Source organism: Azorhizobium oxalatiphilum (assembly GCF_014635325.1).
GTDB lineage: Bacteria > Pseudomonadota > Alphaproteobacteria > Rhizobiales > Xanthobacteraceae > Azorhizobium > Azorhizobium oxalatiphilum.
In genome coordinates, this window is the sequence record NZ_BMCT01000002.1 from 1 (window position 1) to 24,631 (window position 24,631).

Consider the following 24,631-nt stretch of genomic DNA (forward strand, 5'->3'; position numbering starts at 1 on the left):
TCGAGGAACTTGGTGATGAGGTTGAAACAGGTGGTCTTGCCCGCCCCGTTCGGCCCGATCAGGGCGTGAATCGTGTGGCGGCGGATCTTCAGATTCACGTTCTTGACGGCCGCGAACCCTTTGAACTCCTTCGTCAGGCCTTCGGCCTCGACGATGTATGGAACATCCATTCTTCCTCCCTTTCGGACGTGCGATTTTCGCTTCTGTCCATGAATGCTGACGGTACCGCGGCTCGGCGATGTGCGGTCGTTGGTCCGTTGCTCGGTAAACTTCCTCTATCCGTCCGGCGGATCCCCGGATCGTCCGTCAGCCCCCTGCGGCGATGATCGCATCGCAGGCTGCCATAGCGGGATGTCACAGACCTGAACGCAAGGGAAGCAATCAGGACGTGCCGAAGATGCAACCCCATGTTGCGGAGGCCGATTGTCTAGCCCGTCCGGGCAGGGCAGGGAAGGGCTTACGTCCCGGTTCAGGCCCTGGTGCCGAAGCGGGACAGGAAATCGAGCAGCTGCGGGTGACTGGCATAGGCCACATTGATGCGGAACGCCGCCGGGCCCGGCTGTCGATCGGTGCGGAAAACGTTGCTGGGCGCCAGGAAGATGCTGCGTTCCGCCGCCAGCCGGCAGACCTCCTCCTCGTCCGTGCCCGGCGGCATTTCGAGCCACAGATAGAAGCCGCAGTCGCGCGGCGGGGACAGGGAGAAGCCGATCGCCGAAAGGTCCGCCAGAGCCTGGATGGTGGCGCTCTCGATACGGCTGCGCAGCCGGCGCAGGTGACGCAGATAATGGCCATTGGCGATGAGCCCGTGGACGAGACGCTCCACATGCTCGGAGGTGGCGACCCCCGTCACCAGCTTGATGTCGGCGAGGGCATCCGCAAGCCCCCGGCGGGCGGCCACGAAGCCCACGCGCAAGGAGGCGGAGAGGGTCTTGGAGAAGGTGCCCACATAAAGCACGCGGTTGAGCTGATCGAGCCCGGCAAGGCGCGGGCTGGCGGGCGGCAGCAGATCGGCGAAGGGATCGTCCTCGACGATGGTGAAGCCATATTGCTCCGCCAGCCGCAGCAGGCCGTAGGCGGTGGTCAGGGAGAGCGTGGCGCCGGTGGGATTGTGGGCCAGGGACTGGGTGAAGAAGACCTTCGGCCGCTCCACCGCCAGCTTCGCCTCCAGATCTGCGAGGTCGGGACCGTCCGGCAGGCGGCGCACGCCGACGAGGCGCACCTTGCCGAGCCGCAGCTTGCCGAACAAAGGGTAATAGCCCGGCGTGTCCACGAACGCCGTGTCCCCCGGTTCGAGAAAGTGCCGCATGATGAGGTCGAGGGCATGATTGGCGCCGTGCGTCATCAGCACCTGTCCGTCGTCGCAGCGGATGCCGCGCTGGTTCAGGGTCTGCGCGATCTGTTCACGCAGCGGCAGAAAGCCGCGTGAGCTGCCGTAGCCGTGCTGGAAGGCGCCATGCGGCTTTCCGGCGCGGGCGAACTGGGCGCCGATCTCCGAGCCCTCCATCCATGAGGCGGGCGGGCGGCCATCGCCGGGGCGCAGTTCGTAATGATGATCCAGCTGCTCACGCAGCAGGGACACCAGATCGAGCGCCTCGGCCACATGGGGGCGGGGCTGCACCGCCGGCACCCAGTCGTTTGAAATGACGTAATAGCCGGAGCCGGGGCGGGCCTCCAACTGTCCGGTGGCGACCAGACGGTCATAGACCTCGGCCATGGTGTTTTTCGAGACGCCATGGCGTTCCGCCCCCTTGCGGACGGAGGCCATCTTCTCTCCCGCCTTCAGCTCGCTGGCGGCAATACGCCGCCCCAGCTCCTCCACCAGGGCATCCACTCTGGTCCGTGGCGGCTCTTTGCGTTCGAACTGACCCAGAGATATGACCATGACAGTCCCATTGAAACTCGGGAGAACTGTCCCTTGATTGCTGGCAATCGGGGGGACAGTCTCCGGAGCATACCGCCGGTTCAAAGGCGGAAAAAGGGAGAAGTCGGGAGGAATTCGAGGGGGTGGAGCCCGTCTCGAAAGCCCTGTTCTGTCTGCCTTTTCCGCCAAGACGGCGTTGCAGGATGCAGAGAGAAGGGGTGTTCATGTCCTCCACGTTTCCCCAGAATGCGCGCTCTTCGCGCATCAGCGGCTTCCACAAGATGTCCCCCGAGCAGCGCCTGGCTGAAGTGGAAAGCTTCGCCGGCCTCGACGCGGCGACCACGGCGCAGCTGGGCAAGGCGGGCAACATCGACCCCCATCTTGCTGATCACATGATCGAAAACGCCATCTCGACCATCTCCATCCCGGTGGGCATCGCCACCAATGTGAAGGTGGACGGGCGCGACGTGCTGGTGCCCATGGCCACCGAAGAATCGTCCGTGGTGGCCGCGGTCTGCAATTCGGCCCGCCAGTGCTACGACGCCGGCGGCTTCATCACCTCCATGTCCTCCACCAACATGATCGCCCAGATCCAGCTGGTGGGCGCGAGCGATCCCGAGAATGCCCGCATCCGCATTCTGGAGCGCAAGGCCGAGATCGCCGAGATCTGCGATGCCTGCGATCCCATGCTGGTGAAGCTCGGCGGCGGCTTCCGCGATCTGGAAGTGCGCATCATCGAGAGCAAGGGTGGCCCGATGGTGATCACCCACATCATCGTCGACACCCGCGACGCCATGGGCGCCAACGCGGTCAACACCATGGCCGAGCGCCTCGCGCCGCAGATCGAGGGCTGGGGGCAGGGCAAGGTCTATCTGCGCATCCTGTCCAACCTCGCCGATCGCCGTCTGGCCCGCGCGCGGGCGACCTGGCCGGTGGAAGCCATCGGCGGCGAGAAGGTGCGCGACGGCATGATCGCCGCCTACCAGTTCGCCGCAGCCGATCCCTACCGGGCCTCGACCCACAACAAGGGCATCATGAACGGCATCTCGGCCGTGGTGCTGGCCACCGGCAACGACACCCGTGCGGTGGAAGCCGGCGCCCACACCTACGCCGCCCGCAATGGCCGCTACACCAGCCTCACCCATTGGGAAGCCGACAAGGACGGCAACCTGACGGGCGCCATTGAGCTGCCGCTCGCCGTCGGCCTGATCGGCGGCGCCACCAAGATCCATCCCACCGCGCAGGCCTGCCTGAAGGTGCTGGGCGTCTCCACGGCTTCGGAACTGGCCCAGATCATCGCGGCCGTGGGCCTCGCGCAGAACTTCGGTGCCATGAAGGCTCTGGCCACCGTGGGCATCCAGCAGGGCCACATGTCGCTGCACGCCAACAACGTCGCCATCGCGGTCGGCGCGGTGGGCGAGGAAGTGGCGGCGCTGGCCGCCATCCTGGTGGAGAAGAAGCAGGTGCGTCAGGACGTGGCCGTCGCCGAACTCGCCAAGCTGCGCGGTCAGGGCTGATGGAAAACCGTCCTTCCGATCCCCGTGCCGCCGTGACCGACGGCGCCATGAAATATGCCGAGGTCTGGGGCGATACGGTCGACCTGAAGGACCTGGCCAAGGCCGTTGTGATCGGGGGCGTCATCGCCCTCGCTTGCTACCTTATCGCGGGGCGCGTCCTGATGGCCTATGCGCCCTCGGCGCAGATCGCCCGCACCTACGCCATGCTGTTCGGCCTTCTGGGCTGCATCGGCGCGGGCGCCCTGTGCGCCCGCCTTTTCGCCCCCAAGCGCGATCTCAGCGAGGGCACGCATGACGATGCGTGGCGCGATGAAGCCCTCGCGGCGCTTGCCGAAGGCGGCCGGTTCGGCCGCACCGAGGACCTGCCGGCGGTGGTGCAGGCAGAGATGAAAGAGCTCGGGCTCTACGACACATTCGTGCGTTATGAGGCGGTTCTCCGCCAGGATGAGGCGAAGAACTCATGACACCTCTCATGTACGACATCATGGTCGCAGTGGGCATGGGCCTGCTGGGCGCGGTGCTGTTCAGCGCCATCGGCCTGATCTCCGGCACCGACGAGACCACCACCATCGCGCCGGTGACGCTGCTGGTGGTGCTGCTGGGTACGCCGCCTGCGGGCGTGTTCACCTTCTGGCTGGCGGCGGCCGTCTCCAAGCACATGACGCATGCGGTGCCGACCGCGCTGCTGGGCATTCCAGGCGATACATTGGCGGTGCCGCTGATGCCGCAGGCCACCAGCCTGCGCAATCTCGGCGTGCCGCACATCGCCCTGCGCAAGATGATCTCCGGCGCCATCATCGCCGCCTTCGTCTCGGTGCCGCTGGCGGTGCTGTTCGCCGTGCTGCTGGCGCCGTTCGGACCCTACATCACCAGCTCCGCGCCCTGGATCTTCCTGGCGGCGGCGCTCGGCGTGGCCTATTTCTCGCCGGGCCGCTGGGCTTCGGTGGCGGCGCTCGTCCCGTTCGTCCTGCTGATCGTGGGCCTGCAGACGGTGACGAAGAGCTACGGCATCAGCCTCGGCGTGAGCTACTTCCTCGGCATCGCCATCGGCCCGCTGGTGGCGGACCTGTTCGCCGTGATCTCGCCGATCGATCGCCGGCGCATGATGCGCAGCGCGCCGCGCAGCTTCGTGCTGGCGCCGGACGTGAAGTCCTGGGGCGGCTACTTCCCCAACCCCTTCCGCGTGCTGGATCGCTCCCAGACCGGCTGGACCCTCGTCACCGCCGCCATCTCCTCGGCCACCTTCGTGTTCAGCCCGGTGGCGATGACGGTGATGCTGGGCGAAGTGGTGGGCGCGCGGGTGAAGCATGCCTATCATCGCCTGACCTCGGTGCTCGCCGCGCGAAACGGCGTGTCGGAGGCCACCTATGTGGCCGAGGCGCTGATCCCGCTCATCGCCTTCGGCCTGCCGCTGTCGCCGGTGGCGGCCGGTCCTGCTGCGCCGCTGTTCAACGCGCCGCCGGTCTTCACCATCAACAACGCCACGGGCGAGATCCATAACCTGCACACCATGATGACGCCGCTGGAGTTCCTCGGCTACGGCATGATCGCGGTGCTGCTGGCGGGTCTGATCGCTTATCCCTTCGCCATGAACTACGCCCGCTCGGCTGCGGCTTTCGTCTCGCGCAAGCTCAGCCATGAGGCCATCATCGCCACCTTCGTGGGTCTGGTGCTGGTCATCGGCACCTGGGAAGGCGGGCCGCTGGCCCTTATGGTGATCATGACCGTGGGTCTCGTGGGCGGCACCCTGTACCGGACGCTCGGTCTGAATACCGGCGTGCAGTTCATGGGCTATTACGCCGCCGTCCTGAGCGTGCCCACCATCGCGAAGCTCGTGACCGGAGGGTGAGCATGGGTATTCCATCGCAGGTTCGCATCGTCGAGGTGGGCCCACGCGACGGGCTCCAGAACGAGGCGACGCCCGTCTCCGTGGCGGCCCGCGTGGCCTTCGTCGAGGCGCTGGTCGCAGCGGGGCTGACCACCGTGGAGGCGGGGAGCTTCGTGTCGCCCAAGTGGGTGCCGCAGATGGCCGGGACCGATCAGGTGCTGGCCGCTCTGCCGGCGCGGCCCGGCGTGTGGTTCCCGGTGCTGGCGCCCAACATGCAGGGCTTCCTGGCGGCGCAGGCCGCCGGGGCGCAGGAGATCGCCGTGTTCGGTGCGGCCTCGGAGACCTTCTCCAAGCGCAACACCAACTGCACCATCGCCGAGAGCCTCGAGCGCTTCCGGCCGGTGTGCGAGGCGGCAGCCGCCGCCGGCATCCGCGTGCGTGGCTATGTCTCCTGCGTGCTCGGCTGCCCCTATGAGGGCGAAGTCCCGGTCAGCAAGGTGGTGGAAGTGGCCGGCGCGCTGGCCGCCATGGGCTGCTACGAAATCTCGCTTGGCGACACCATCGGCGTCGGCACGCCGCTCAAATCCCGCGCCATGCTGGAAGCGGTGGCGGGCGTGGTGCCCATGGAGCGCCTCGCGGTGCATTTCCATGACACCTATGGGCAGGCGCTGGCCAACATCCTGGCCTGCTTGGAAGCGGGCGTGAGCGTGATCGACGCGGCGGCGGGCGGCCTCGGCGGCTGCCCCTATGCGGCGGGGGCGAGCGGCAACGTCGCCACCGAGGATCTCGTCTACATGCTGGACGGCATGGGCGTGACCAGCGGCGTCTCGCTGGACGGCGTGCTCGCCGCGGCCCGCCTGATCACGGCGGAACTGGGCAGCGAGCCCCGCTCGCGCCTGTCGAAGGCCCGCCCGGCCATTCAGGGTTGATACGGGACCGCGCCGGCACATCGTCGCCGGCGCGGTTCATGACAATGGGCCGGGGGGCTAAGCCTCCAAGAGCCTTGTATTGTGTAAGGGAGTAGACCATGCCGAATGACCGCACCGCCACCCCGGCGGGAGCCGCCCCGCATGCGGCGGCCGGCGGCCCGCTGAAGGGCGTCAAGGTTCTGGACATCACACGCGTGGTGGCCGGCCCCTATTGCGCGATGCTCCTCGCGGATCTCGGCGCGACCGTGATCAAGGTCGAGCATCCGGACGATCCCGATTATGCCCGCTCCTTCCCGCCCTTCGTCGCCTCCGACGATGCGGAGCTGAGCGCCTTCTTCACCCAGTTCAACCGCAACAAGCTCGGCATCTCGCTGAACATGAAGACGGAGGACGGGCGCGCGCTGCTCAAGAAGCTGGTGCGCGAGGTGGATGTGCTGGTGGAGAATTTCCGCCCCGGCACCATGGAGAAGCTCGGCCTCGGATATGAGGTTCTGAAGCTCGAAAATCCGAAGCTGGTCTACACCGCCATCAGCGGCTTCGGCCGCACCGGCCCCAACTCCTCCCGCCCCGCCTATGACAATACGGGGCAGGCGGTGGGCGGGCTGTGGTCCATGAACGGCTATGCCGACCGTCCGCCGGTGCGGGTCGGCACCATCATCGGCGATCTGGCCGCCTCCCTCTATGCCGCCATCGGCACGCTGGCCGCGCTGCGGCAGGTGGAGCGTGGCGGCGAGGGGCAGGTGGTGGACGTCTCGCAGCAGGATTCGGTGCTTAGCCTCACCGAGAATGCGGTGGTGCGCTACACCACCAAGGGCGAGATCGCCTCGCCGCTGGGCAGCGAGCACCCCTTCGTGCGCCCCTACGGCCAGTTCCCCTGCAAGGACGGCTACGTCTTCTTCGGCGGCTATACGGACAAGTTCTGGAAGCTGACCTGCCAGATGTTCGGCGAACCCGAGGTGGCGAACGATCCCGAGATCGACACCATGGAGAAGCGCTTCGATGCCGATGTGGCGGAGCGGCGCGTGCGGCCTATCCTTGAGCGCTGGTTCAGCAATTACACCAAGGCCGAGCTGGAGGAGATGGCGGGCGACGTCATCCCCATGAGCGCCATCAAGAACATCAAGGAAGTGGTTGAGGATCCGCACATCGCGGCCCGCAACATGATCGTCAACGTGCCTGTGGGCGCGCAGATGGTGCGCATGTTCGGCCAGCCGGTGAAGCTCAGCGGCGCCCCGGAAGGCGATTTCGCCAAGGCTCCGGACGTGGGCGAGCATAATCTGGAGGTCTATGCCCGGCTTGCCGGTCTCTCGCGCGAGGAGATCGAGCGCCTTCAGGCCAGCGGGGTGATCTGACATGGCCATCGAATTCGAAAAGACCGACGGCATTGCCACCATCCGGATCGCCCGTCCGGAGAAGCTGAATGCCCTTTCCCTCCAGATGTATGAGGATCTGGGCAAGGCTTTCATCGCGGCGCGCGACGATGACGATGTGCGCGTGGTGGTGCTCACCGGCAGCGGCGAAAAGGCCTTCTGCGTCGGCGCGGACCTGACCGAATCCATTCCGGCGCTGGCCGAAGGGCGCTTCGACATCAGCGCCTGGGATCCGGCCCATGTGAAGGGGCTGGACTTCTACAAGCCGCTCATCTGCGCCGTGCGCGGCCTGTGCATCGGCGGCGGCTTCGAGATCATGCTGGCCAGCGACATCCGCATCGCCGCCTCGGACGCCGTGTTCCAGCTGCCGGAACCCGCCCACGGCTTCGTGCCGGCGGGCGGCACGCTGGTGCGCCTCGTGCGGCAGATCGGCTATGCCCACGCCATGGAAGTGATGCTCACCGGCCGCCGGCTGTCGGCGCAGGAGCTGGAGCGCTTCGGCATCCTCAACCACGTGGTGGCGGCGGACGAGGTGGAGGCGCGCGCGCAGGAAATGGCGGCGCGGATCGCCCGGCTGAGCCCGCTCGCCGTGCAGACCATCAAGAAGGCCGCCCTCACGCTGCAGGATCTGCCGTGGGACGAAGCCTTCGCGCGCGAGGCGATCCTCGGGCAGGAGACCTTCACCAGCCCCGACGCCAAGCGCGGCCTTGCGGCCTTCGCGGCCCGCGCCAGCAAGGGCTGAGCGGCGCGCCAACGCCGTCAGCCGGATCCGTGGCGCCGGTATTCGCCCGCGGAGAGAAAGATCACCCGCTGCCTTATCGGGCAGGGACACGTTTAACCGCCAGACAAACACAACAAAGGGATGGAAACATGACGACCAATCCGATGACTGCCCTGCGCAAGGCCATGCTGATCGCCAGCACAGCCATTCCGCTCTCGCTGGCGGCGCTGGCCCCGGCCGCCGCCCAGGACGCCAAGATCTCCGACGATGTGGTGAAGATCGGCCTCATCGAGGACATGTCCGGCGTCTATGCGGACATCACCGGTAAGGGCGCCGTCACCGGCGCACAGATGGCGGTGGAGGAGTTCGGCGGCAAGGTGCTCGGCAAGCCGATCGAAGTGGTGTTCGCTGATCACCAGAACAAGGCCGACATCGGCGCCGGCATCGCCCGCAAGTGGTTCGATGCCGAGAAGGTGGACGCCATCCTCGATGTCGCCTCCTCCTCGCCCGCGCTGGCCGCGCTTGAGGTCGCCAAGGAAAAGAAGAAGATCATCGCCCTCAGCTCGCCCGGCTCGGTGAGCATCACCAACGAGGCGTGCGGCCCCTATGTGATCCACTGGGCTTATGACAGCTACGCCATCGCCAACAGCACCGGCAGCGCCCTCGTGAAGCAGGGCGACAACAGCTGGTTCTTCATCATCGCCGATTATGCCTTCGGCCACAGCCTGGCCAAGGACACCGGCAACGTGGTGACGGCCAATGGCGGCAAGGTGCTGGGCAGCACCCGCCTGCCCGTAGGCACCACGGACTTCGCCTCCGCGCTGCTGCAGGCGCAGGGCACCGGCGCGAAGGTGGTGGCGCTCGCCAATGCGGGCAACGACACCATCAATTCCATCAAGCAGGCCAAGCAGTTCGGCATCACCGACAGCGGCCAGAAGCTGGCCACGCTGGCCGGCTTCATCAACGACATCCACGGCCTGGGGCTGAAGGAGGCGCAGGGCCTCACCATCACGGAAGCCTCCTACTGGGACATGAATGACGACACGCGGAAGTGGTCCAAGCGCTTCTTCGAGAAGGTCAACGCCATGCCCAACATGCTGCAGACCGGCGCCTATTCGGCGACCCTCCACTATCTGAAGGCGGTGGAAGCGGCCGGCACGGACGAGACCGAAGCCGTGATGAAGAAGATGCGCGAGATCCCGGTCAACGACATCTTCTACAAGAACGGCCAGATCCGCGAGGACGGCCGGATGGTGCACGACATGTACCTCTTCCAGGTGAAGACGCCGGCCGAATCCAAGCAGCCGTGGGACTATTACAAGCTGCTGGCCACCGTGCCGGCGGATCAGGCCTTCCAGCCGCTGTCCCTGTCGCGCTGCCCGCTGGTCAAGAAGTGAGCCAGGCCCCGCCGCGTCCCGGAGAGGACGCGGCGGGGGGAAGGCTCAGCAACGCGGGGCGCCGGCCGGCTGCTGGTATTGCGCGTCCGTGACCTTTTCCATCCAGTCCACGACCTTGCCGTTCTCGGCTTCCGCCATGGCCACATGACTCATGGCAGTGCCGGGGGCGGCGCCATGCCAGTGCCTGACGTGCGGCGGGATCCACACCACGTCGCCGGGGCGAATGACCTCCACCGGGCCGCCCTCGCGCTGGACGAGGCCGCAGCCGGAGATGACCACCAGCGTCTGGCCAAGCGGATGGGTGTGCCACGCGGTGCGCGCGCCGGCCGGGAAGTTGACCGTGCCGCCGCTGAGGCGGGACGGCGCGTCTCGCTGGAAGCGTCCTTCGGTGTGGACCTTGCCGGTGAAGTTCGCCTCCGGGGTCGGCGTCGGCGGAACCTTGCCGGGGCTGGTGATCTCGATGGCCGCGCTGGCCGGCGTGCTGGCCGCAACCGGCTTGGCGGCGGAGGCGGCGCGGCTTTCGAACACGCTCTTGAGCACCGGAACGGCGGACATGGCGCGCGGCCAGCCGGCATAGAAGGCCAGATGGGTCACGGCCTCGGTCAGCTGTTCCTGGGTCAGGCCGTTATCCATGGCCCGGTTGATGTGGAACGGCATCTGCTCCACCTGTCCGGAAACCATGAGCGCCACCACGGTGACGAGGCTGCGGTCGCGGGGCTCCAGATCCTTGCGCAGCCAGAGGTCGCGGAACAGAACTTCGTTGGTGTAGCGGGCGAGCGCGGGCGCGATGGGGGCGACCGCCGCATTCACCGCTGCCGCGCGCGGGGCATCGGCCTCGGCGTCGAAAGCCATCAGCGCGTCCTCGGCATCGGCCTTCATGGGCGGGAGCTTGCGCTTGGCGAACACCTCATTGGCGACGGCGACCGCCGACATGGAATTCGGCCAGCCGGAATAGAAGGCCAGATGGGTGATGATGGCGATGATCTCCTCGCGGGTCACGCCATTGTCGAGGCCGCGATTGAAATGGCCGGTCATCTGCGCGCTGTGGCCGCCGGCGATCAGCGCGGCGATGGTGATGAGGCTGCGGTCGCGGGGGGCGAGCTGGGGCCGCTTCCATACATCGGCGAACAGCACGCCATCCGTGTAGGCGCCGAGCGCGGGGGCGGTGTCGTGCACGAGCGGCGGGGCGACGCGCGGCGGGCGCTGGCGTTCCTGGGCTTCCACGGGCACGGCCATGCTGGCGAGAGCGAAGGCGGCGAGCGATAGTCTCATGATGATCGTCCTGCGGAAGGGGCGGGTTGCGGGCGGGCGATGCAGGCCGGTCCGGCGCAGGCTCCCGCAGCGAAAGGCAAAGGCTAGCGCCGCCCCTGGATGCGGATAAGCCGCTTCCGCCCGCATGCGCATATGTGTCGGATTCATCAATGGCGGGGCAGGGCGGCGGATGCCGCCCCGCCGGCATCCGCGCGCGCGGACATGCGGCTCAGAGTTCCTGCGCGGTGGGGCGGAAGAGGATTTCGTTGATGTCCACCTCTTCCGGCTGGCTGATGGCGAAGGCCACCACGCGGGCGAAGCTGATGGCCGGAATGGCGACGGTCTCGTAGAAATCCTGCACGCCCTTGGCCACGTCCGCCTCGGTGATGCTGGAGGGCAGTTCGGACTGCACCGCGCCGGGCGAGATGATGGTGGTGCGGATGTTGTAGGGCTTCACTTCCTGCCGCAGACCCTCGGAGAGCATGCGCACGCCGGCCTTGGTGGCGGCATAGACGGCGCTGCCCGGACGCACCTTGTGGCCGGCCACCGAGGAGACGTTGATGATGTGCCCGCTCTTCTGCGCCTGCATGTGCGGCAGGGCCGCGGCGATGCCATAGAGCACGCCCTTCAGGTTCACGTCGATCATCCGGTCCCAGTCGGCGATCTTGCCGCGCTCCAGCGGCGAGTGGGGCATGAGGCCGGCATTGTTGAGCAGCACATCGATACGCCCATGGGCCGAGACGGCGGTGTCCACCAGATGCTTCACCTGGGCCGCGTCGGTGACGTCGGTCTCGATTGCACCCGAGGGGCCGAGCTGAAGCTCCTGCGCCAGCGCCTGCAGGCGGTCGATGCGCCGCGCACCCAGCACGACCCGGGCGCCGAGGCTTGAGAGATGGCGGGCGGTGGCCTCGCCAAGGCCGCTGCTGGCGCCGGTGATGACGACGACCTTGCCTTCGATGAGATTGGACATTGTGTTTCCGATCCGGACAGCGGGCCGCGCCAGGCGCGGCCCGCGATTGGGATGTTCAGATGCCGACCATCTTCATGAGATGCGCGGGATAGCGCTCGCCTTCCACCGGGATGGCATTGGCGGCGGCCTCGATCTGGGCCAGATCGGCTGCCGTCAGCTCCACGTCCGCCGCGCCGAGGTTTTCCTCCAGCCGATGCAGCTTGGTGGTGCCGGGGATGGGCACGATCCAGGGCTTGCGGGCCAGCAGCCAGGCGAGGGCGATCTGGGCCGGCGTCGCGCCCTTGGCCGCGCCGATGGTCTTCAGCAGGTCCACGAGGGCCTGGTTCTTGGCCATGGCCTCGGGCGAGAAGCGCGGCAGGCCCTTGCGGAAATCGGTGTCGCCGATGGCCGTGGCGGCATTCATGGCGCCGGTGAGGAAGCCCTTGCCGAGCGGGCTGTAGGGCACGAGCCCGATGCCCAGTTCCTCGCAGGTCTCCAGGATGCCGTTGGTCTCGGGGCCGCGCGTCCAGAGCGAATATTCGTTCTGCAGCACCGCCACCGGCTGCACCGCATGGGCGCGGCGCACCGTCTGGGCGCCGGGCTCGGACATGCCGAAATGCTTCGCCTTGCCCTCGGCGATGAGGTCCTTGACCGTCCCGGCCACGTCCTCGATCGGCACCTCGGGATCGACCCGGTGCTGGTAGAGGAGGTCGATGGTCTCGATGCCGAGGCGCTTCAGGGAGCCCTCCACGGCGGCGCGGATGCGCTCGGGGCGGCTGTTCACGCCGTTCGGCTTGCCGTCGAGATAGCCGAAGCCGAACTTGGTGGCGATGACCACGTCATCGCGGATCGGGGCCAGCGCTTCGCCGACGATTTCCTCGTTGGTGAAGGGGCCGTAGATTTCAGCGGTGTCGAAGAAGGTGACACCCCGTTCCGCCGCCTGGCGGATGAGGGTGATGCTTTCTGCCTTCCCCAGGGCGCTGGCATAACCGAAGTTCAGTCCCATGCAGCCATAGCCGAGGGCCGAGACTTCAAGACCGCTTTTGCCGAGAATGCGTTTTTTCACTTGCCAATCCTCCAGAGCATGTCCGGCTTTGATTGCTTGGCAATCCAAGCCGCAAGACATTCTCCATCAATGATCTGGAGTGCTTCCGTGCTTCCATGAAACACGGGAGCACTCCAGGCCGCCGGATGCGGCACAATTTTAGGCAAGGGTGTTCATACGCCTCCGGCTCCGCACCGATTAGCTGGCACAATCCGCATGCGGCGATACTCTCCATTCATGAATGGGCGACGGATGGTGGCTGCGGGAGCGGTGCGCCATGGGCCAGACGGCCGTCCGCGAGGCGTATGATCCGGTCCGCGGACTCGAAATAACGGTCATCGTGGCTGATGACGATGCAGGTTTTGCCCTGCCGCTTCAGGTCCGGCAGGATCCTGCCGTAGAAGGTCGCCCGGAAGGACGGGTCCTGATCGGCGGCCCATTCGTCGAACATGACGATGGGGCGGTCTTCCAGACCGGCATGGACGAGGGCAAGGCGCTTGCGCTGGCCCGTGGACAGATCGGTGGTGGTGAAGCGGCCGTCGCGGATCGCCACCTTGCCCTCCATCTCCAGCTCCCGGAGCAGGCGGTCCGCCGCCGTCGGCGCCACATCCCGCCCGGCAAGGTCGGCGAAGAGATAATAGTCGGTGAACACGGTGGAGAAGAGCTGCCGGTAGTCGTCGCGGGTCTCCGCCGTCACCGGGCGGCCGTCGCGCAGGACGGTGCCGGCCTGCGGCACGTAGAGGCCGAGCAGGAGCTTGATGAGCGTGGTCTTGCCGGAGCCATTCTCGCCCACGATGAACAGCGTCTCGCCCGCATGCACCGTCAGGCTCAGGGGGCCGAGGGCGAAGGCCCGTGCGCCGTCTCCCGGCTGGAAGGCATAACGCACGTCGCGCAGTTCGATGGTGGAGAAGCGCTCCGGTGCCCGCCGCGTGCGGTCGAGCAGGCCGGTGTCGGAGCTGGACAGCTCGGCAGAGAGTTCGGCGATGCGCAGGAAGGAGACCTGCGCCTGTCCGATCATCGGCAGGGCCGAGACGAGCTGCTGCAACGGGCCCTTCACATAGAGCAGCACCAGCACGAAGCCGGACAGGGCCTCGTTGCTGACCGCGAACACGCCGCGCAACGCCAGCAGCAGGCCGATGAGGGCGAAGAACAGGATGGAGCTGAAGGCATTGGCCGACATGAAGACGCGCATGGCGGCGACCCGCAGGTCGCGAATGCCGGTGATGGTGGGCCCGAGCTGCCGGTCCAGCAGGAACAGCCGGCGCATGCGGCTGATGCGCAATTCCTTCGCGCCCTCGGTGAGCGCGCGATAGTGCTGCTGGAGTTCGTCCTGCAGGGTGCGCGCGGCCTCGAACCGCCGCCGGCCGGCGGCGCGGGCCATGCCGTGCATGATGCTGCCGATGGCTATCGCGATGATGCTCACCAGCGCCATGCCCGGGGAGAGCCAGACCAGATACGCCAGCGCGCCACAGCTCACCGCCAGCGCGATGGCGAGGCTGGAGAAGGCGAAGGTGAAGCCGCTCACCGTATCCACATCGGTGGTCAGGGTGGTGATCAGGCGATGCAGGCGATAGCGCTCCAGCTGATCGATGGGCGCGGCGAGGATGCGCTCGGAGACATCCCGCCGCATGGCCGCCACCACATGCTGGCCGACGAAGCTGTTGCCGAGATCCGACACGATCTCCCCGCCCACCACCAGCAGGCAGAGCCCGCCGAAGGTGAGCAGGGCGGCGGTGGGCACGCCGCCTTCCGCATGCAGCAGGCGGTTGATGGTGGCGAGCAGGAACGTCGTGCCGATGCCGCTGGCGATCCCCATGGCGGTCGCCAGCAAGGCGATGGGCCAGTAGGGGCGCAGAAGCCGCGTGGCCGCCGACGTCAGCGATACGGTAGATGCAGCCGTCATCGACGTCTCCCGAGCAGCCAGAGGAAGAGGGGGCCGCCGATCAGTGCCGATACCATGCCGGCGGGCAACTGCCATGGAAAAAGCAGGGTCCGGCCGATGAAGTCCGCCGCCACCATGAGCCCGGCCCCCGCCAGAGCACTCCCGGCCACCTGCTGAAGCGGCCGGGTGATGCCGAGGCTGCGCACCAGATGGGGGGCCATCAGGCCGACGAAGCTCAGGGGGCCGATGGTGAGGGTTGCGACGGCGGTGGCGAGCGCCGTCAGGAGCAGGAGCACCACGCGCGCCCGCCCCGTGGCGAGGCCGAGACCGCGCGCGCCGGCCTCGCCCAGCGACAGCAGGCCGAGCCAGCGCAATGCGAGCAATGAGCCACTGATGACCAGAACCGCCGCCGCGAGGCAGATCGCCGCATCGGCAAGCGTCACGCGGTAGGTCGATCCCGACATCCAGGCGAGCAGGACCGCCGTGCGGGGATCGCCCGAGGCCAGCAGCACGGAGGCGCAGGCGCTGAACAGCGTGGCGAGCGCCATGCCACCGAGCAGGATGCGGGACGCGGCATGGCGGCTCAGGAGCAGGATGACGGCCAGCGTGGCGGCGGCCCCCGCGAGTGCGGCGCCAGTCATGGCCTGAGCGGGGAAGGACGGTGCGGCGAAGAACAGCAGCACCACGCCCAGCGCGGCCCCCGACGACACGCCCAGAACTTCGGGGCTCGCCATGGGATGGCCGGTCATGCGCTGCATGAGCACGCCGGCCACTGCCAGCATGCCCCCCGCGCCGAGCGCGGCGAGGACGCGGGGCAGGCGCAGGAGGAGGATTTCCGGGTCTGCCATTTGCCAGCCGTCCGCCGCTCTGCCCCATACCAGCGCCACCGCCACCAGACAGGCCAGCCCCGCGCCGAGCGCCAGCAGCAGGGCGCCGGCATGCGCGGTGCGGTGCGTGCCGGGCGGTGTGCCGGGCTGGAGATCGGCGGCGCGCTGGCGCAGGACGAGCAGCAGCAGGAGCGGAGCGCCGAGCAGCGCCGTGGCGCTGCCGGTGGGCAGGTTGCCGCGAAACACGAAAGGCTGCTGGACGATCTCGTCGGTAAGCCACAGCAGCAGGGCGCCGAGCAGGCTGCTCCAGCCGAGCGCCTGCCTGAGCGTGCGTGCACCCGTCAGGCGAGCCAGATTGGCGGCGGCAAGACCAATGAAACCGATTACCCCCACTGCGCTCACGCAGGATGCGGCCAGCGCCACCGCGAGCGCCACCACTGCGCCACGCAGCCATTGGACGGGCACACCCAGTGCGCGTGCCGCACCATCCCCCAGCGCCAGTGCCTCCAGCGGCCGCACCAGCAGCACGGCGAGCCCGGCCCCGAGGGCGAGGCGAGGCAGCAGCGTGCGCACATTGGCCCAGCCGTTCTGCACCAGAGCGCCGCTCTGCCAGACGAACAGGCCGGTGAGCGTCTCGTGATTGAGCACGGCCAGCGCCGCGCCCGCCGCGCCGCACAGCAGGCTCACGGTGAGCCCGGTGAGCAGCAGCGAGACGGACGAGAAGCCCGCCCGCCGGGCCAGCGCCAGCACCAGCAGCACCGCGCCGCCCGCACCGGTGAGCGCCACCGCTTCCTGCCCGTGGTCGAGCAGCGAGGGCGCGAAGACGCCGGCGGCGGCAAGCGCCAGTGCGGCCCCCGAGGAAACGCCCAGCGTCGCGCCATCGGCCAGCGACGTGCGCAGAACCTGCTGGAACAGCACCGCCGCCACGCCGAGGCTCGCCCCCACCAGCCAGCAGACGATGAGGCGCGGCACGGCCATGTCGGCAAAGACGAGGGCGACCACGCTGCGGTTTTCGCCGGTGAGTGCTGCGCTCCAGAGACCGACGGGCAGGAGGACGGCGAGGCGGGCGGCGCAGAGCCCCAGCGCCGCGAGCCCCAGCGCGCCCGCGAGGGCCGGCAGGATGGGCAGCACGGGGCGCCGGGTGCGCGCGGGCAGGCTAGCCACGGTCGGGCGGCATGAGCGCATCGCTCAACAGCCGGACGCAGCGCCAGACGGAGGGCACGCCGCCGAGGGCATAGAAGGGAGGAATGGCGCGCACCCGTCCCGCCTGCACCATGGGCAGGGCCTGCCAGAGCGTGCTACGGCTGAGCAGGCGCTCGGCACGGCGGGTGCGCGCGCCCTGATCCAGATAGAGCAGGGTGGCCTCGGGCGTGGCGGCGAACTGGGCAAGGTCCACCAGCGCATTGCCGAAAGCGGAGGTGGGGCGGTCGAGCGCATTGCGCAGGCCGAGGCGGTCCATCACCGTCTGCACCCAGCTGCCGGGCCCGTAGAGGAAGACCTGCGTCCCATTCTCATGCAGCACGCCCACATAGACCGGATGCGGCTCCGCTTGCCGGGCCATGGTGCGCGCAAACCCGTCCAGCGCGGCATCGAAGGCGGCAAGATAGGCGGCTGCCTCCCGTTCGCGGCCGAGGCGCGCGCCGAGCCGGGTGAGGGCGGTGCGCGCATTCTCCAGCGGATCGGTGCGCGGCACGATGATGGAGATGGTCTCGGTGGGGCCGAGGGCGCCGAGCAGCCCTTTCAGGTTGGCCTGCCAGTTGGAGATGAGGATCAGCTCGGGCCGCAGCGCTGCCAGCTGCTCCATATTTGGCTCGGCGCGGGAACCGAGGTCCGGCACGCCATCGGGCAAGGGGATCTCCGGCAGCCAGTCCCGATAGGTGCCGGTGTCGGAGACGGCGAGCGGGGCGATGCCGAGCGCCAGCAGGCTCTCTGCCCCCGCCCAGTCCGCCGCCGCGATGCGGGGCGCGGCCTGCGCTGATGCGGGCAGCGGACACAGGGCGGCCGACAGGAGCGCCGTGAGGCAACTCCTGCGGCTGAGGCCATGCCCGCCGCCCCGCATCTCCACGCCCCCGGGATCAGAAATCGAACGTGGTCGAGATCAGATAGGTGCGCGGGGCGCCACGGGCGAGGCCGAAGCTGGAGGAGGCCGCCGCCCAGTAGCTCTCGTTGAACACATTCTCCACATTGGCCCGGATCGTGACCGGCTTGCCGTCCGCGCGGTCGAAGACATAGCGGGCGCCGACATCGGTGCGGTTCCAGTCCGGAATGCTCTGGAGATTGTCCACGCTGGCATATTGCGAGGATGTGTAGATATAGCGGCCGGTGAGGGTGAGGCCCTTCACGAAGGGCAGATCCCATTCCGCGCCGATGTTGAGCTGGATGTCAGGAATGCCCACGGCGGCCTTGCCGTTATAGGTGCCCCCGGCGGTCTTGGTCTGCACGCCGTCCATGAAGGTGACGCCGCCGAGGATGCGCAGTTCGTCGGTGAGGGCGCCGAACACGTTCAGCTCGATGCCCCGGTTCCGCACCTCGCCGTCCACGTCATAATAGTTGGTGGCGGCGTTGAGGATGCCGTTGGGCTGCGAAATCTGGAAGGCGCTGAGCGTCGCCGCCACCTTGCCGAAATCCACCTTCACGCCCGCCTCGACCTGCCTGGACTGGATGGGTGCGAAGATCTGCCCCACGTTGGAGGAGCCGGCGGGGGCCGTGGGCCCCTGGCTCAGGCCCTCCACATAGTTGGCATAGAGCGAGACCCGCTCCCACGGCTTCACCACGATGCCTACCGCCGGTGTGAGGGCCTCATCGTCATAATGGGCGCCCGCCGCGCCGGTGGTGGCGTTCCAGGCCTGCTGGTCCACGCTCTGGTAGCGGGCGCCGAGGATCAGTTGCAGGCGGTCGTCGAAGGCATAGAGGCTGTCGGCGATGGCGACGCTGGACAAGGTGGCGGTGCTGGTCTTCGGCGCGGAGGTGGCGCGGCCGACAAGGCTGGGCGGGGCCACCACGCTCGGGGCGTAGATATTGCCCTTGTAGGTTTGCACCACGGGGGCGATCACGCCCAGCTCGCTCTGGAAGCCGGAATAGCTGACCACCAGCTCATGCCGCAGCGCGCCGGTCTGGAAATTGGCGCGCACGCCGGTCTCGCCGGTGATGGTCGAATTGTAGGAGGGCTGGAAATAGACATTGGCGTCGAAGGCGCCGGTGGGATTGGTCAGATAGATGAAATTGTAGAAGCCGAGGAAGTCGTTCTTGCGCCCGCCCAGCGTGCCGTAGACGGTGATGTTGTCGGTGACATCCACCTCCGCGCGGACGATGCCGAGAAAGTCCTTCCCGTCCGCATAATAATAGTCCTGCCCCAGGTTGGCCGAGGCCGGCGGCGCGGCCGGGACGGGCAGGGCGCCGGCCCGCAGATAGACGGGGCGGGCCGGATTATCGGAAGAATTCTTCTGGTAGATGATGTCGGCGGAAAAACGCGCGCGGTCATTATGGGCGTCGAGGGCGATGGCCGCCTCGCCCAGTTCGTTGCTCTGGCTGGAGACGGGCGTGTCGCCGTTCGAATAGCTGCCGTTCACCCGCACGCCGAACTGCCGGTCGTCGCCATAGCGCCGCGACACGTCGATCTTGCCGCCGAACTGGCTGTCCGAGATGTAGCCCAGCGTCAGCCGGGTGATGTCGTCCATGGGGGCGTGCTTGGTGGTCAGATTGACCGTGCCGCCGATGCTGCCGCCGGGCGGCATGCCCATGACGAAGGCGCTCGGCCCTTTCAGTATCTCCACCCGGTCCACCCATGCGGTGCCCGCCATCTGGTAGGGCACGAGGCCGTAGAGGCCATTGATGGCGATGTCCGTATTGGCCACCGGGAAGCCACGGATGACGAACTGGTTGGAATAGCTGCCATCCGCCCATGTGGTGCGCACGGAGGGATCGTTCTTGGTGACGTCCGCCACCGTCCGCGCCTGCTGGTCGGCGATGGTCTTGGACGTGTAGGTGATGACGTTGAAGGGCGCGTCCATGAAGTCGCGATTGCCCAGAATGCCGAGGCGGTCGCCGGTGGCCACCTGTCCGCCCGCATAGGGGGCCGGAAGGCTGCCATCCACCTGCACCGTGTCGAGCTGGATGCCTTCGCCGCCGGTGACGCGGCCATCCGGGCCCGTGGTGGCGGGGTCGAAGATGCGCACCACATTGGCGGCGCTGAAGCTGTAGCTGAGGCCGGTGCCCTCCAGCAGCCGGCCCACGGCCTGCTGGCTGGTCATCTGGCCGCTGAGGCCACGGGTCTGCTTCCCGGTGGTGAGGCTGCTCGGATAGAGCATGCGCAGATTGGCCTGCCGGCCAAGATTGAGGATGCCGCTTTCCAGCGGCCCGGCGGGAATGGAGAGGGAGAGGCTGGCCGGGACGGCGGCAGGCGTGGTCTGCGCCTGTGCGAGCACAGGAGCGGACAACAGCGAAAGTCCCGCCAGTGCGGCACCAGCCACCGTGGAGCGTTCCCGTTTGCGTGCCACCATCCCCATCTCCCACTTCGTCATCCGGGCGCCCCACGCGCCTCCTGATGATGAAGAGCGGAAAGCGGGGGCGCCTCCTGACGTCGTCCGCGCGAATTTTTTCAGCGGGAGCTCACCAGCACCACCATGCCGGTGAGGTGCGTGATGCGTACGGGCAGGCTCTGCTCCAGCACGGAGAGGGCCTCGTCGGTGTCGGCAAGGTCGAAGATGCCGGAGACGGTCTGGTTCGCCGCCGCATCGTCCAGAATGAGGATCTGGCCGTGGCGATAACGGCGCAGGGTGGCCAGCACGTCGCGCAGCTTCTGGCCGGAGAACACCAGCTTGCCGTCGCGCCAGGCCGTGTCGCTCGACACATCGGCGCGGCTGACGGCAAGGCGGCCGCCGCCCGCGAGCCGGGCCATCTCGCCGGGGCCGAGGATCACGCGCTCCTGCGCGTTGGCCACTTCCACGCGTCCCTCCTCGACGCCGACGCCGCCGGGCCCGTCCGCGCCGGTGAGCCGCACGCTGAAGCGTGTGCCCAGCGCCGTGGCGCTCAGGGCGGAATCCGCCACCACGAACGGGCGATCCGGATTTTTCGCTACGCTGAAGAAGGCTTCGCCGCGCAGCAGCTCCACCCGCCTTCGGGCCGCCGTGTAATGCACGGTGATGGCGCTGTCGGTGTTGAGGTCCACAATGCTGCCGTCCGCCAGCGTCACGCGCCGCACCTCGCCCACGGCCGTATAATGATCCGCGCGCAGGCGCTCCAGCAGCCCCATGCGATAGGCGGTGGTGCCGAGCCCGGCGATGAGCCCGAGGGCGACGATGTTGCCGATGACGCCGCGGCGGGTGAGACCCGCCTTGGCTGCCTTGCCCTCCAGCGGCACGTCCCTGAGATCGGCCCACAGCCCCTTCATTTCCTCGAAGGCCGGGCGGTGGGCGGGGCTGCGGCTGACCCAGTCCTCGAACGCGCGCTGATCGTGCGCGGTGGCGTCGCTGGATTGCAGGCGCGCGACCCAGCCCGCCGCCTCTTCCGCGAGGCGGTCCATGTCGGGCGTGCTGCGTGCGGCTCCTGCCATCCTGCGCAACCTGCTCTAGAGCATGTCCGGCTTTGATTGCTCCGCAATCCAAGCCGAAAGACATTCTCTGTCAAAGAGTTAGAGCGGCTCAGTGTTTCCATGAAACACTGAGCCGCTCTAGAGGGAGAGTTCGGCCCGGACCTTTCGGCAGGCGAGAAGCGCCCGGATGATGTGCTTCTCTACCATATTCCGCGAAATGCCGAGACGGGTGGCGATCTCGCCATTGGGCAGGCCGTGCAGGCGGCTCAGGATGAACACCGTCTGGCAGCGGTTGGGCAGTTCGCGGATGGCGCGGGCCATCAGCAGCAGGCCCTGCCGGGCGGCGACGATGCGCTCCTGTCCGGGGGCGTCGTCGGCGAGATCGACGCCGTCCGTCCCGGGCGCGAACAGGCCCGCATCGGCGACCCGGCGTGCCACCACGCCGGAGGCGACGGAGCGTGCCACCTGAAACAGATAGGCCTGCGGATTCTCGATGATGGTGGTGGCGGGCAGGCTGAGCATGCGCAGGAAAGTCTCCTGCGTGGCATCGGCCGCATCCTCGCGATTGCGCAGCCGGCGCTGGAAGAAACGCCGCAGGCGTCCCTCCTCTTCGGCATACTGCAGGCTCTGGATGGCGCCAGTCATGAATGTCCGCCCGGTTGGAAGGCCATGCCGGGCATAGGGGACGCCCACCGCAAGATCCAAAGCCAGCCATACAGAAAGAGTTTTAGGCGTGCAAATTCAATAGTCTGTATCTATTCCAGACTTCATCGCGCGAGGGGGCGTTTGTCTATGCGTTTCTTGGCTTGCGCGGTCAGGGGCGCTCCAGCGGGCAGGTGGTGCAATAATCCAGTTCCGCCATCAGATAGCGCACGCAGCAGACCCGGCGGGTGCGCCCTTCCGCTGTCCGCCGGATGGGCTCGAACAGCGGATTCGCCGTGCCGTCCGGGAGCCGCCGGGCGGCCATGAGCGCAAGGCCGTCCTGCGCCGCCGGCAGCTTCATCTGCGTTGCGGTGTGGACGATGTTCTCGAACAGGTTGCCGAAATTGCTCCACAGCACCTTCGGCCCCACGCCGCTGGTCTTCGCCACCGCCGTGATGAGCGGACGCAGATGCCCTTCCATGAGCGGCCGGAAGCGCTCGGCGCCGGTGGACACGGGCGTGCCGGCATGGGGCAGGATGAGGGTGCGGGTGGCGCCGCCTGCGTCCGCGATCAGGCGGGTCTCGGCAAGCGCCACGGGCAGATCCCGTCCCAGCATCAGATTGGCGGCGATCACCGGGGTGAGTACGTTGGAGAAATGATGCTTGGCCCAGAGCGAGGCCACCGCGCGCCGCTCCGGCTGCGTGAACCTCCGGGCGAACTGGTCGAGGCGCCGGTTCAGCATCTCCGGGTCCAGCAGGGCTGTCGCCGGCTCCGAGCCGGCATCCTGCGGCGCGAGGCCGAGCGCATCCGCATAGGGCGCCAGCGGGCCGGTAAAGAGCGGGGCGAGTGCGGGGATCATGCCGGCCGCCGCCACAGCAGCCAGAGCACGTAGCCGCCGCCGATGAGGCTCGCCACGAGTCCGGCCGGCATCTGCCACGGAAAGGCGAGGGTGCGGCCCAGAAAGTCCGCCAGCACCATCAGCAGCGCGCCGATGAGCGCGGCGGCGATCGCCTGTGGCAGCGGCCGGTTGAGGCCCATCAGCCGCGCCATGTGGGGGGCCATGAGGCCGGCGAAGGAGAGCGGCCCCACCATCAGCGTGCCGGCGGCGGTGGCCACCGCCGCCACTGCCAGCAGCAGAGGGCTCACGCTTCCGCCAAGGCCCAGCGCACGGCCGAGCGGGCGGCCCAGCGGCACGATCTCCAGCCAGCGGCGCAGCAGCGGCAGGGCCAGCAGGACCGCCAGAAGCACGCCCCCCGCCTGCGCCGCCTGCGAGAGGGTGACGCCATAGGTGGAGCCCGACAGCCATTCCAGCAGGATGATGGTGCGCGGATCGCCGGTGAACAGCACCACGGCGCCGATGGCGGACAGCAGGGCAGTGAGCGCCACACCCGCCAGCAGCAGGCTCTCGCCCGCGAGGCTGGCGCGCCGCGCCAGCGCGACCATGATGGCCAGCACCGCCCCGGCCCCGAGGCTGGTGGCGCCGAGCATCAGGCCGGGCGTGACGGCCGGCGCCAGGAACAGCACTGCCAGCAGGCCGAGGCCGGCCCCGGCGGACACGCCCAGAAGTTCGGGGCTGGCCAGCGGATTGCCCGTGGCACGCTGGAGGATCTGCCCGGCAATGGCGAACAGCGCCCCCGCCGCCGCGGCACCGGCAACACGGGGGCCGCGCCAGTGGAACATGGCGGTGAAGTCCTCGCCCGTCACCAGAGCCCAGCCGCCGGGCGCGCGCCCAAGGCCGAGCGCCACGAGGGTGAGGGCGGCAAGTCCTCCCGCCAGCAGCAGCAAAGGCCACGCGCCTGTGCCGCGTGCGGGCGGCGCGGCGGCGAGGATGGGGGCCGCCACATGGCCCGCCCGCACCCGGCGCAGCAGAAAGAGCAGCAAGGGCGCGCCGAGCACGGCGGTGACGGCGCCGGTGGGCATGGCGCCGCCCAGCAGCATCTGCACCAGTTGATCGGTGAGGGCCAGCAGCGCCGCAGCCATCAGCGGGGCCTGCCAGAGCCGCTGGCGCAGCGTCACCGCGCCCGCCGCACGGGCAAGCGCGGGGCCGGCGAGCCCGATGAAGCCGATGGCCCCCACCGCGCAGATCACCGCCACCGCCAGCCCGACCGCGAGCATCAGGGCGGCAAGGCGCAGGGGGGCCACCGCCACGCCGAGGCTTTGGGCGCCGTTTTCGTCCAGCTCCAGCGCGGTGAGGGCGCGGATGAGGGGGATGGTGGCGAGGGCGCCCAGCGCCAGCACGCCCGAGAGCGCCAGCGCCGGCTCCCAGCTGTTCTGGCTGAGACTGCCGGACTGCCACACCAGCACATCGGTGAGCGCCTCGTGGTGAAACAGCAGCAGTGCCTGCGCGAGCCCGTCACAGACGAAGGTGACGACCAGCCCGCCGAGGATCAGCACCAGCGGCGCGAAACCCCGGCGCGCACCGAGCAGCGCCACGGCGCCGAAGCTTGAGAGCCCGCCCAGCAGCGCCGCGCCCTCCGGACCGAAGGTGAGCAGCACCGGCGCGAAGAGCGTGGCGGCCATCACCGCCAGCTTTGCGCCGGAGAAGACGGCGAGCGTGCCGGGCTCCGCCAGCGGATTGCGCAGCACCTGCTGGAACAGGGTTCCCGACAGGCCGAGCGCGGCCCCTGCCGCGAGGCTCACCACGAAGCGCGGCAGCAGTGCATCGCGCAGCAGCAGCGTCGCCATCTGGCCAGGGGCGGGATCGCGCAGGGCGTCCAGCCAATAAGCGGGCGGCACCAGATGCGCCGCCGCCCGTGCCAGCAGCGCCGCCGCCACCAGCAGCAGCGCGAAACCGATGAGGCCGGCAAGGCTGGTGGCACGGCTGGTGGCGCGGCCGGGGAGGGGACGGGCCGGGTGGGAACCTGTCTGCGACGTCATGACCG

20 protein-coding genes are annotated in these 24,631 nt (G+C 68.4%); 7 read left to right on the forward strand and 13 right to left on the reverse strand.

All coding sequences use genetic code 11. The features are described from left to right. On the reverse strand, nt 1-170 hold a 170-nt coding region (locus IEW24_RS08535; protein ID WP_188577498.1), incomplete at its 3' end, for an ATP-binding cassette domain-containing protein. 299 nt (nt 171-469) lie between these two features. Further along, nucleotides 470-1,831 (reverse strand): aminotransferase-like domain-containing protein, encoded by a 1,362-nt coding sequence (locus IEW24_RS08540; protein ID WP_244644262.1) that lies wholly within the window; start codon nt 1,829-1,831, stop codon nt 470-472. Between the two features lie 254 nt (nt 1,832-2,085). Here IEW24_RS08540 and IEW24_RS08545 point away from each other — a divergent pair, with 254 nt between their 5' ends. The 7 genes from IEW24_RS08545 (at nt 2,086) to IEW24_RS08575 (ending at nt 9,623) form a co-directional block, all read left to right on the forward strand. Further along, nucleotides 2,086-3,378: a hydroxymethylglutaryl-CoA reductase, degradative gene (locus tag IEW24_RS08545; protein ID WP_188577503.1), complete on the forward strand. Its 1,293-nt coding sequence runs from the start codon at nt 2,086-2,088 to the stop codon at nt 3,376-3,378. A gap of 32 nt (nt 3,379-3,410) precedes the next feature. Further along, nucleotides 3,411-3,842: a hypothetical protein gene (locus tag IEW24_RS08550; protein ID WP_210324163.1), complete on the forward strand. Its 432-nt coding sequence runs from the start codon at nt 3,411-3,413 to the stop codon at nt 3,840-3,842. Further along, nucleotides 3,839-5,227 carry a tripartite tricarboxylate transporter permease gene (locus tag IEW24_RS08555; RefSeq protein WP_188577504.1) on the forward strand — a complete coding sequence of 463 codons (1,389 nt, stop codon included), beginning with the start codon at nt 3,839-3,841 and terminating at the stop codon, nt 5,225-5,227. Before IEW24_RS08550 ends, IEW24_RS08555 begins: the two co-directional genes overlap by 4 nt. Nucleotides 5,228-5,229: 2 nt before the next feature. Continuing rightward, the gene (locus IEW24_RS08560; protein WP_188577506.1) at nt 5,230-6,135 is read left to right on the forward strand and encodes a hydroxymethylglutaryl-CoA lyase; all 906 of its coding nucleotides are present in this window, start codon (nt 5,230-5,232) and stop codon (nt 6,133-6,135) included. 98 nt (nt 6,136-6,233) lie between these two features. Beyond that, nucleotides 6,234-7,487: a CaiB/BaiF CoA transferase family protein gene (locus tag IEW24_RS08565; RefSeq protein ID WP_188577508.1), complete on the forward strand. Its 1,254-nt coding sequence runs from the start codon at nt 6,234-6,236 to the stop codon at nt 7,485-7,487. 1 nt (nt 7,488) lies between these two features. Continuing rightward, on the forward strand, nt 7,489-8,247 hold the full coding sequence (locus IEW24_RS08570; RefSeq protein ID WP_188577510.1) for an enoyl-CoA hydratase/isomerase family protein: 759 nt from the start codon (nt 7,489-7,491) through the stop codon (nt 8,245-8,247). A 152-nt stretch (nt 8,248-8,399) separates the two neighbouring features. After that, nucleotides 8,400-9,623, forward strand: coding sequence for an ABC transporter substrate-binding protein (locus IEW24_RS08575; protein ID WP_244644318.1), 1,224 nt, complete (start codon nt 8,400-8,402; stop codon nt 9,621-9,623). 45 nt (nt 9,624-9,668) lie between these two features. Here IEW24_RS08575 and IEW24_RS08580 read toward each other — a convergent pair whose 3' ends face one another. The 11 genes from IEW24_RS08580 to fhuB (IEW24_RS08630) form a co-directional block, all read right to left on the reverse strand. Beyond that, nucleotides 9,669-10,895 carry a (R)-mandelonitrile lyase gene (locus IEW24_RS08580; protein WP_188577512.1) on the reverse strand — a complete coding sequence of 409 codons (1,227 nt, stop codon included), beginning with the start codon at nt 10,893-10,895 and terminating at the stop codon, nt 9,669-9,671. A 208-nt stretch (nt 10,896-11,103) separates the two neighbouring features. Continuing rightward, the gene (locus IEW24_RS08585; RefSeq protein ID WP_188577514.1) at nt 11,104-11,844 is read right to left on the reverse strand and encodes an SDR family oxidoreductase; all 741 of its coding nucleotides are present in this window, start codon (nt 11,842-11,844) and stop codon (nt 11,104-11,106) included. A 55-nt stretch (nt 11,845-11,899) separates the two neighbouring features. Then, nucleotides 11,900-12,889, reverse strand: a complete 990-nt coding sequence (locus tag IEW24_RS08590) for an aldo/keto reductase (RefSeq protein WP_188577516.1) — start codon at nt 12,887-12,889, stop codon at nt 11,900-11,902. A 214-nt stretch (nt 12,890-13,103) separates the two neighbouring features. After that, nucleotides 13,104-14,771, reverse strand: a complete 1,668-nt coding sequence (locus IEW24_RS08595; RefSeq protein ID WP_188577518.1) for a cyclic peptide export ABC transporter — start codon at nt 14,769-14,771, stop codon at nt 13,104-13,106. Next, complete coding sequence (fhuB, locus tag IEW24_RS08600; protein WP_210324164.1) at nt 14,768-16,741, reverse strand: Fe(3+)-hydroxamate ABC transporter permease FhuB; 1,974 nt, start codon at nt 16,739-16,741, stop codon at nt 14,768-14,770. Before fhuB (IEW24_RS08600) ends, IEW24_RS08595 begins: the two co-directional genes overlap by 4 nt. Then, on the reverse strand, nt 16,734-17,636 hold the full coding sequence (locus IEW24_RS08605) for an ABC transporter substrate-binding protein (RefSeq protein ID WP_188578762.1): 903 nt from the start codon (nt 17,634-17,636) through the stop codon (nt 16,734-16,736). The genes fhuB (IEW24_RS08600) and IEW24_RS08605 overlap by 8 nt, the downstream gene beginning before the upstream one ends. 16 nt (nt 17,637-17,652) lie before the next feature. Beyond that, entirely contained in the window at nt 17,653-20,076 is a 2,424-nt protein-coding gene (locus tag IEW24_RS08610; RefSeq protein WP_188577522.1) for a TonB-dependent receptor, read from the reverse strand. A 98-nt stretch (nt 20,077-20,174) separates the two neighbouring features. Further along, on the reverse strand, nt 20,175-21,128 hold the full coding sequence (locus IEW24_RS08615) for a FecR family protein (RefSeq protein ID WP_188577523.1): 954 nt from the start codon (nt 21,126-21,128) through the stop codon (nt 20,175-20,177). Nucleotides 21,129-21,245: 117 nt separating this feature from the next. After that, nucleotides 21,246-21,752, reverse strand: a complete 507-nt coding sequence (locus IEW24_RS08620) for an RNA polymerase sigma factor (RefSeq protein ID WP_188577525.1) — start codon at nt 21,750-21,752, stop codon at nt 21,246-21,248. Nucleotides 21,753-21,921: 169 nt separating this feature from the next. Next, nucleotides 21,922-22,608: a siderophore-iron reductase FhuF gene (fhuF, locus tag IEW24_RS08625; protein ID WP_188577527.1), complete on the reverse strand. Its 687-nt coding sequence runs from the start codon at nt 22,606-22,608 to the stop codon at nt 21,922-21,924. Beyond that, nucleotides 22,605-24,626 (reverse strand): Fe(3+)-hydroxamate ABC transporter permease FhuB, encoded by a 2,022-nt coding sequence (gene fhuB, locus IEW24_RS08630; protein WP_188577529.1) that lies wholly within the window; start codon nt 24,624-24,626, stop codon nt 22,605-22,607. The genes fhuF and fhuB (IEW24_RS08630) overlap by 4 nt, the downstream gene beginning before the upstream one ends. Between the last annotated feature and the right edge of the window lie 5 nt (nt 24,627-24,631).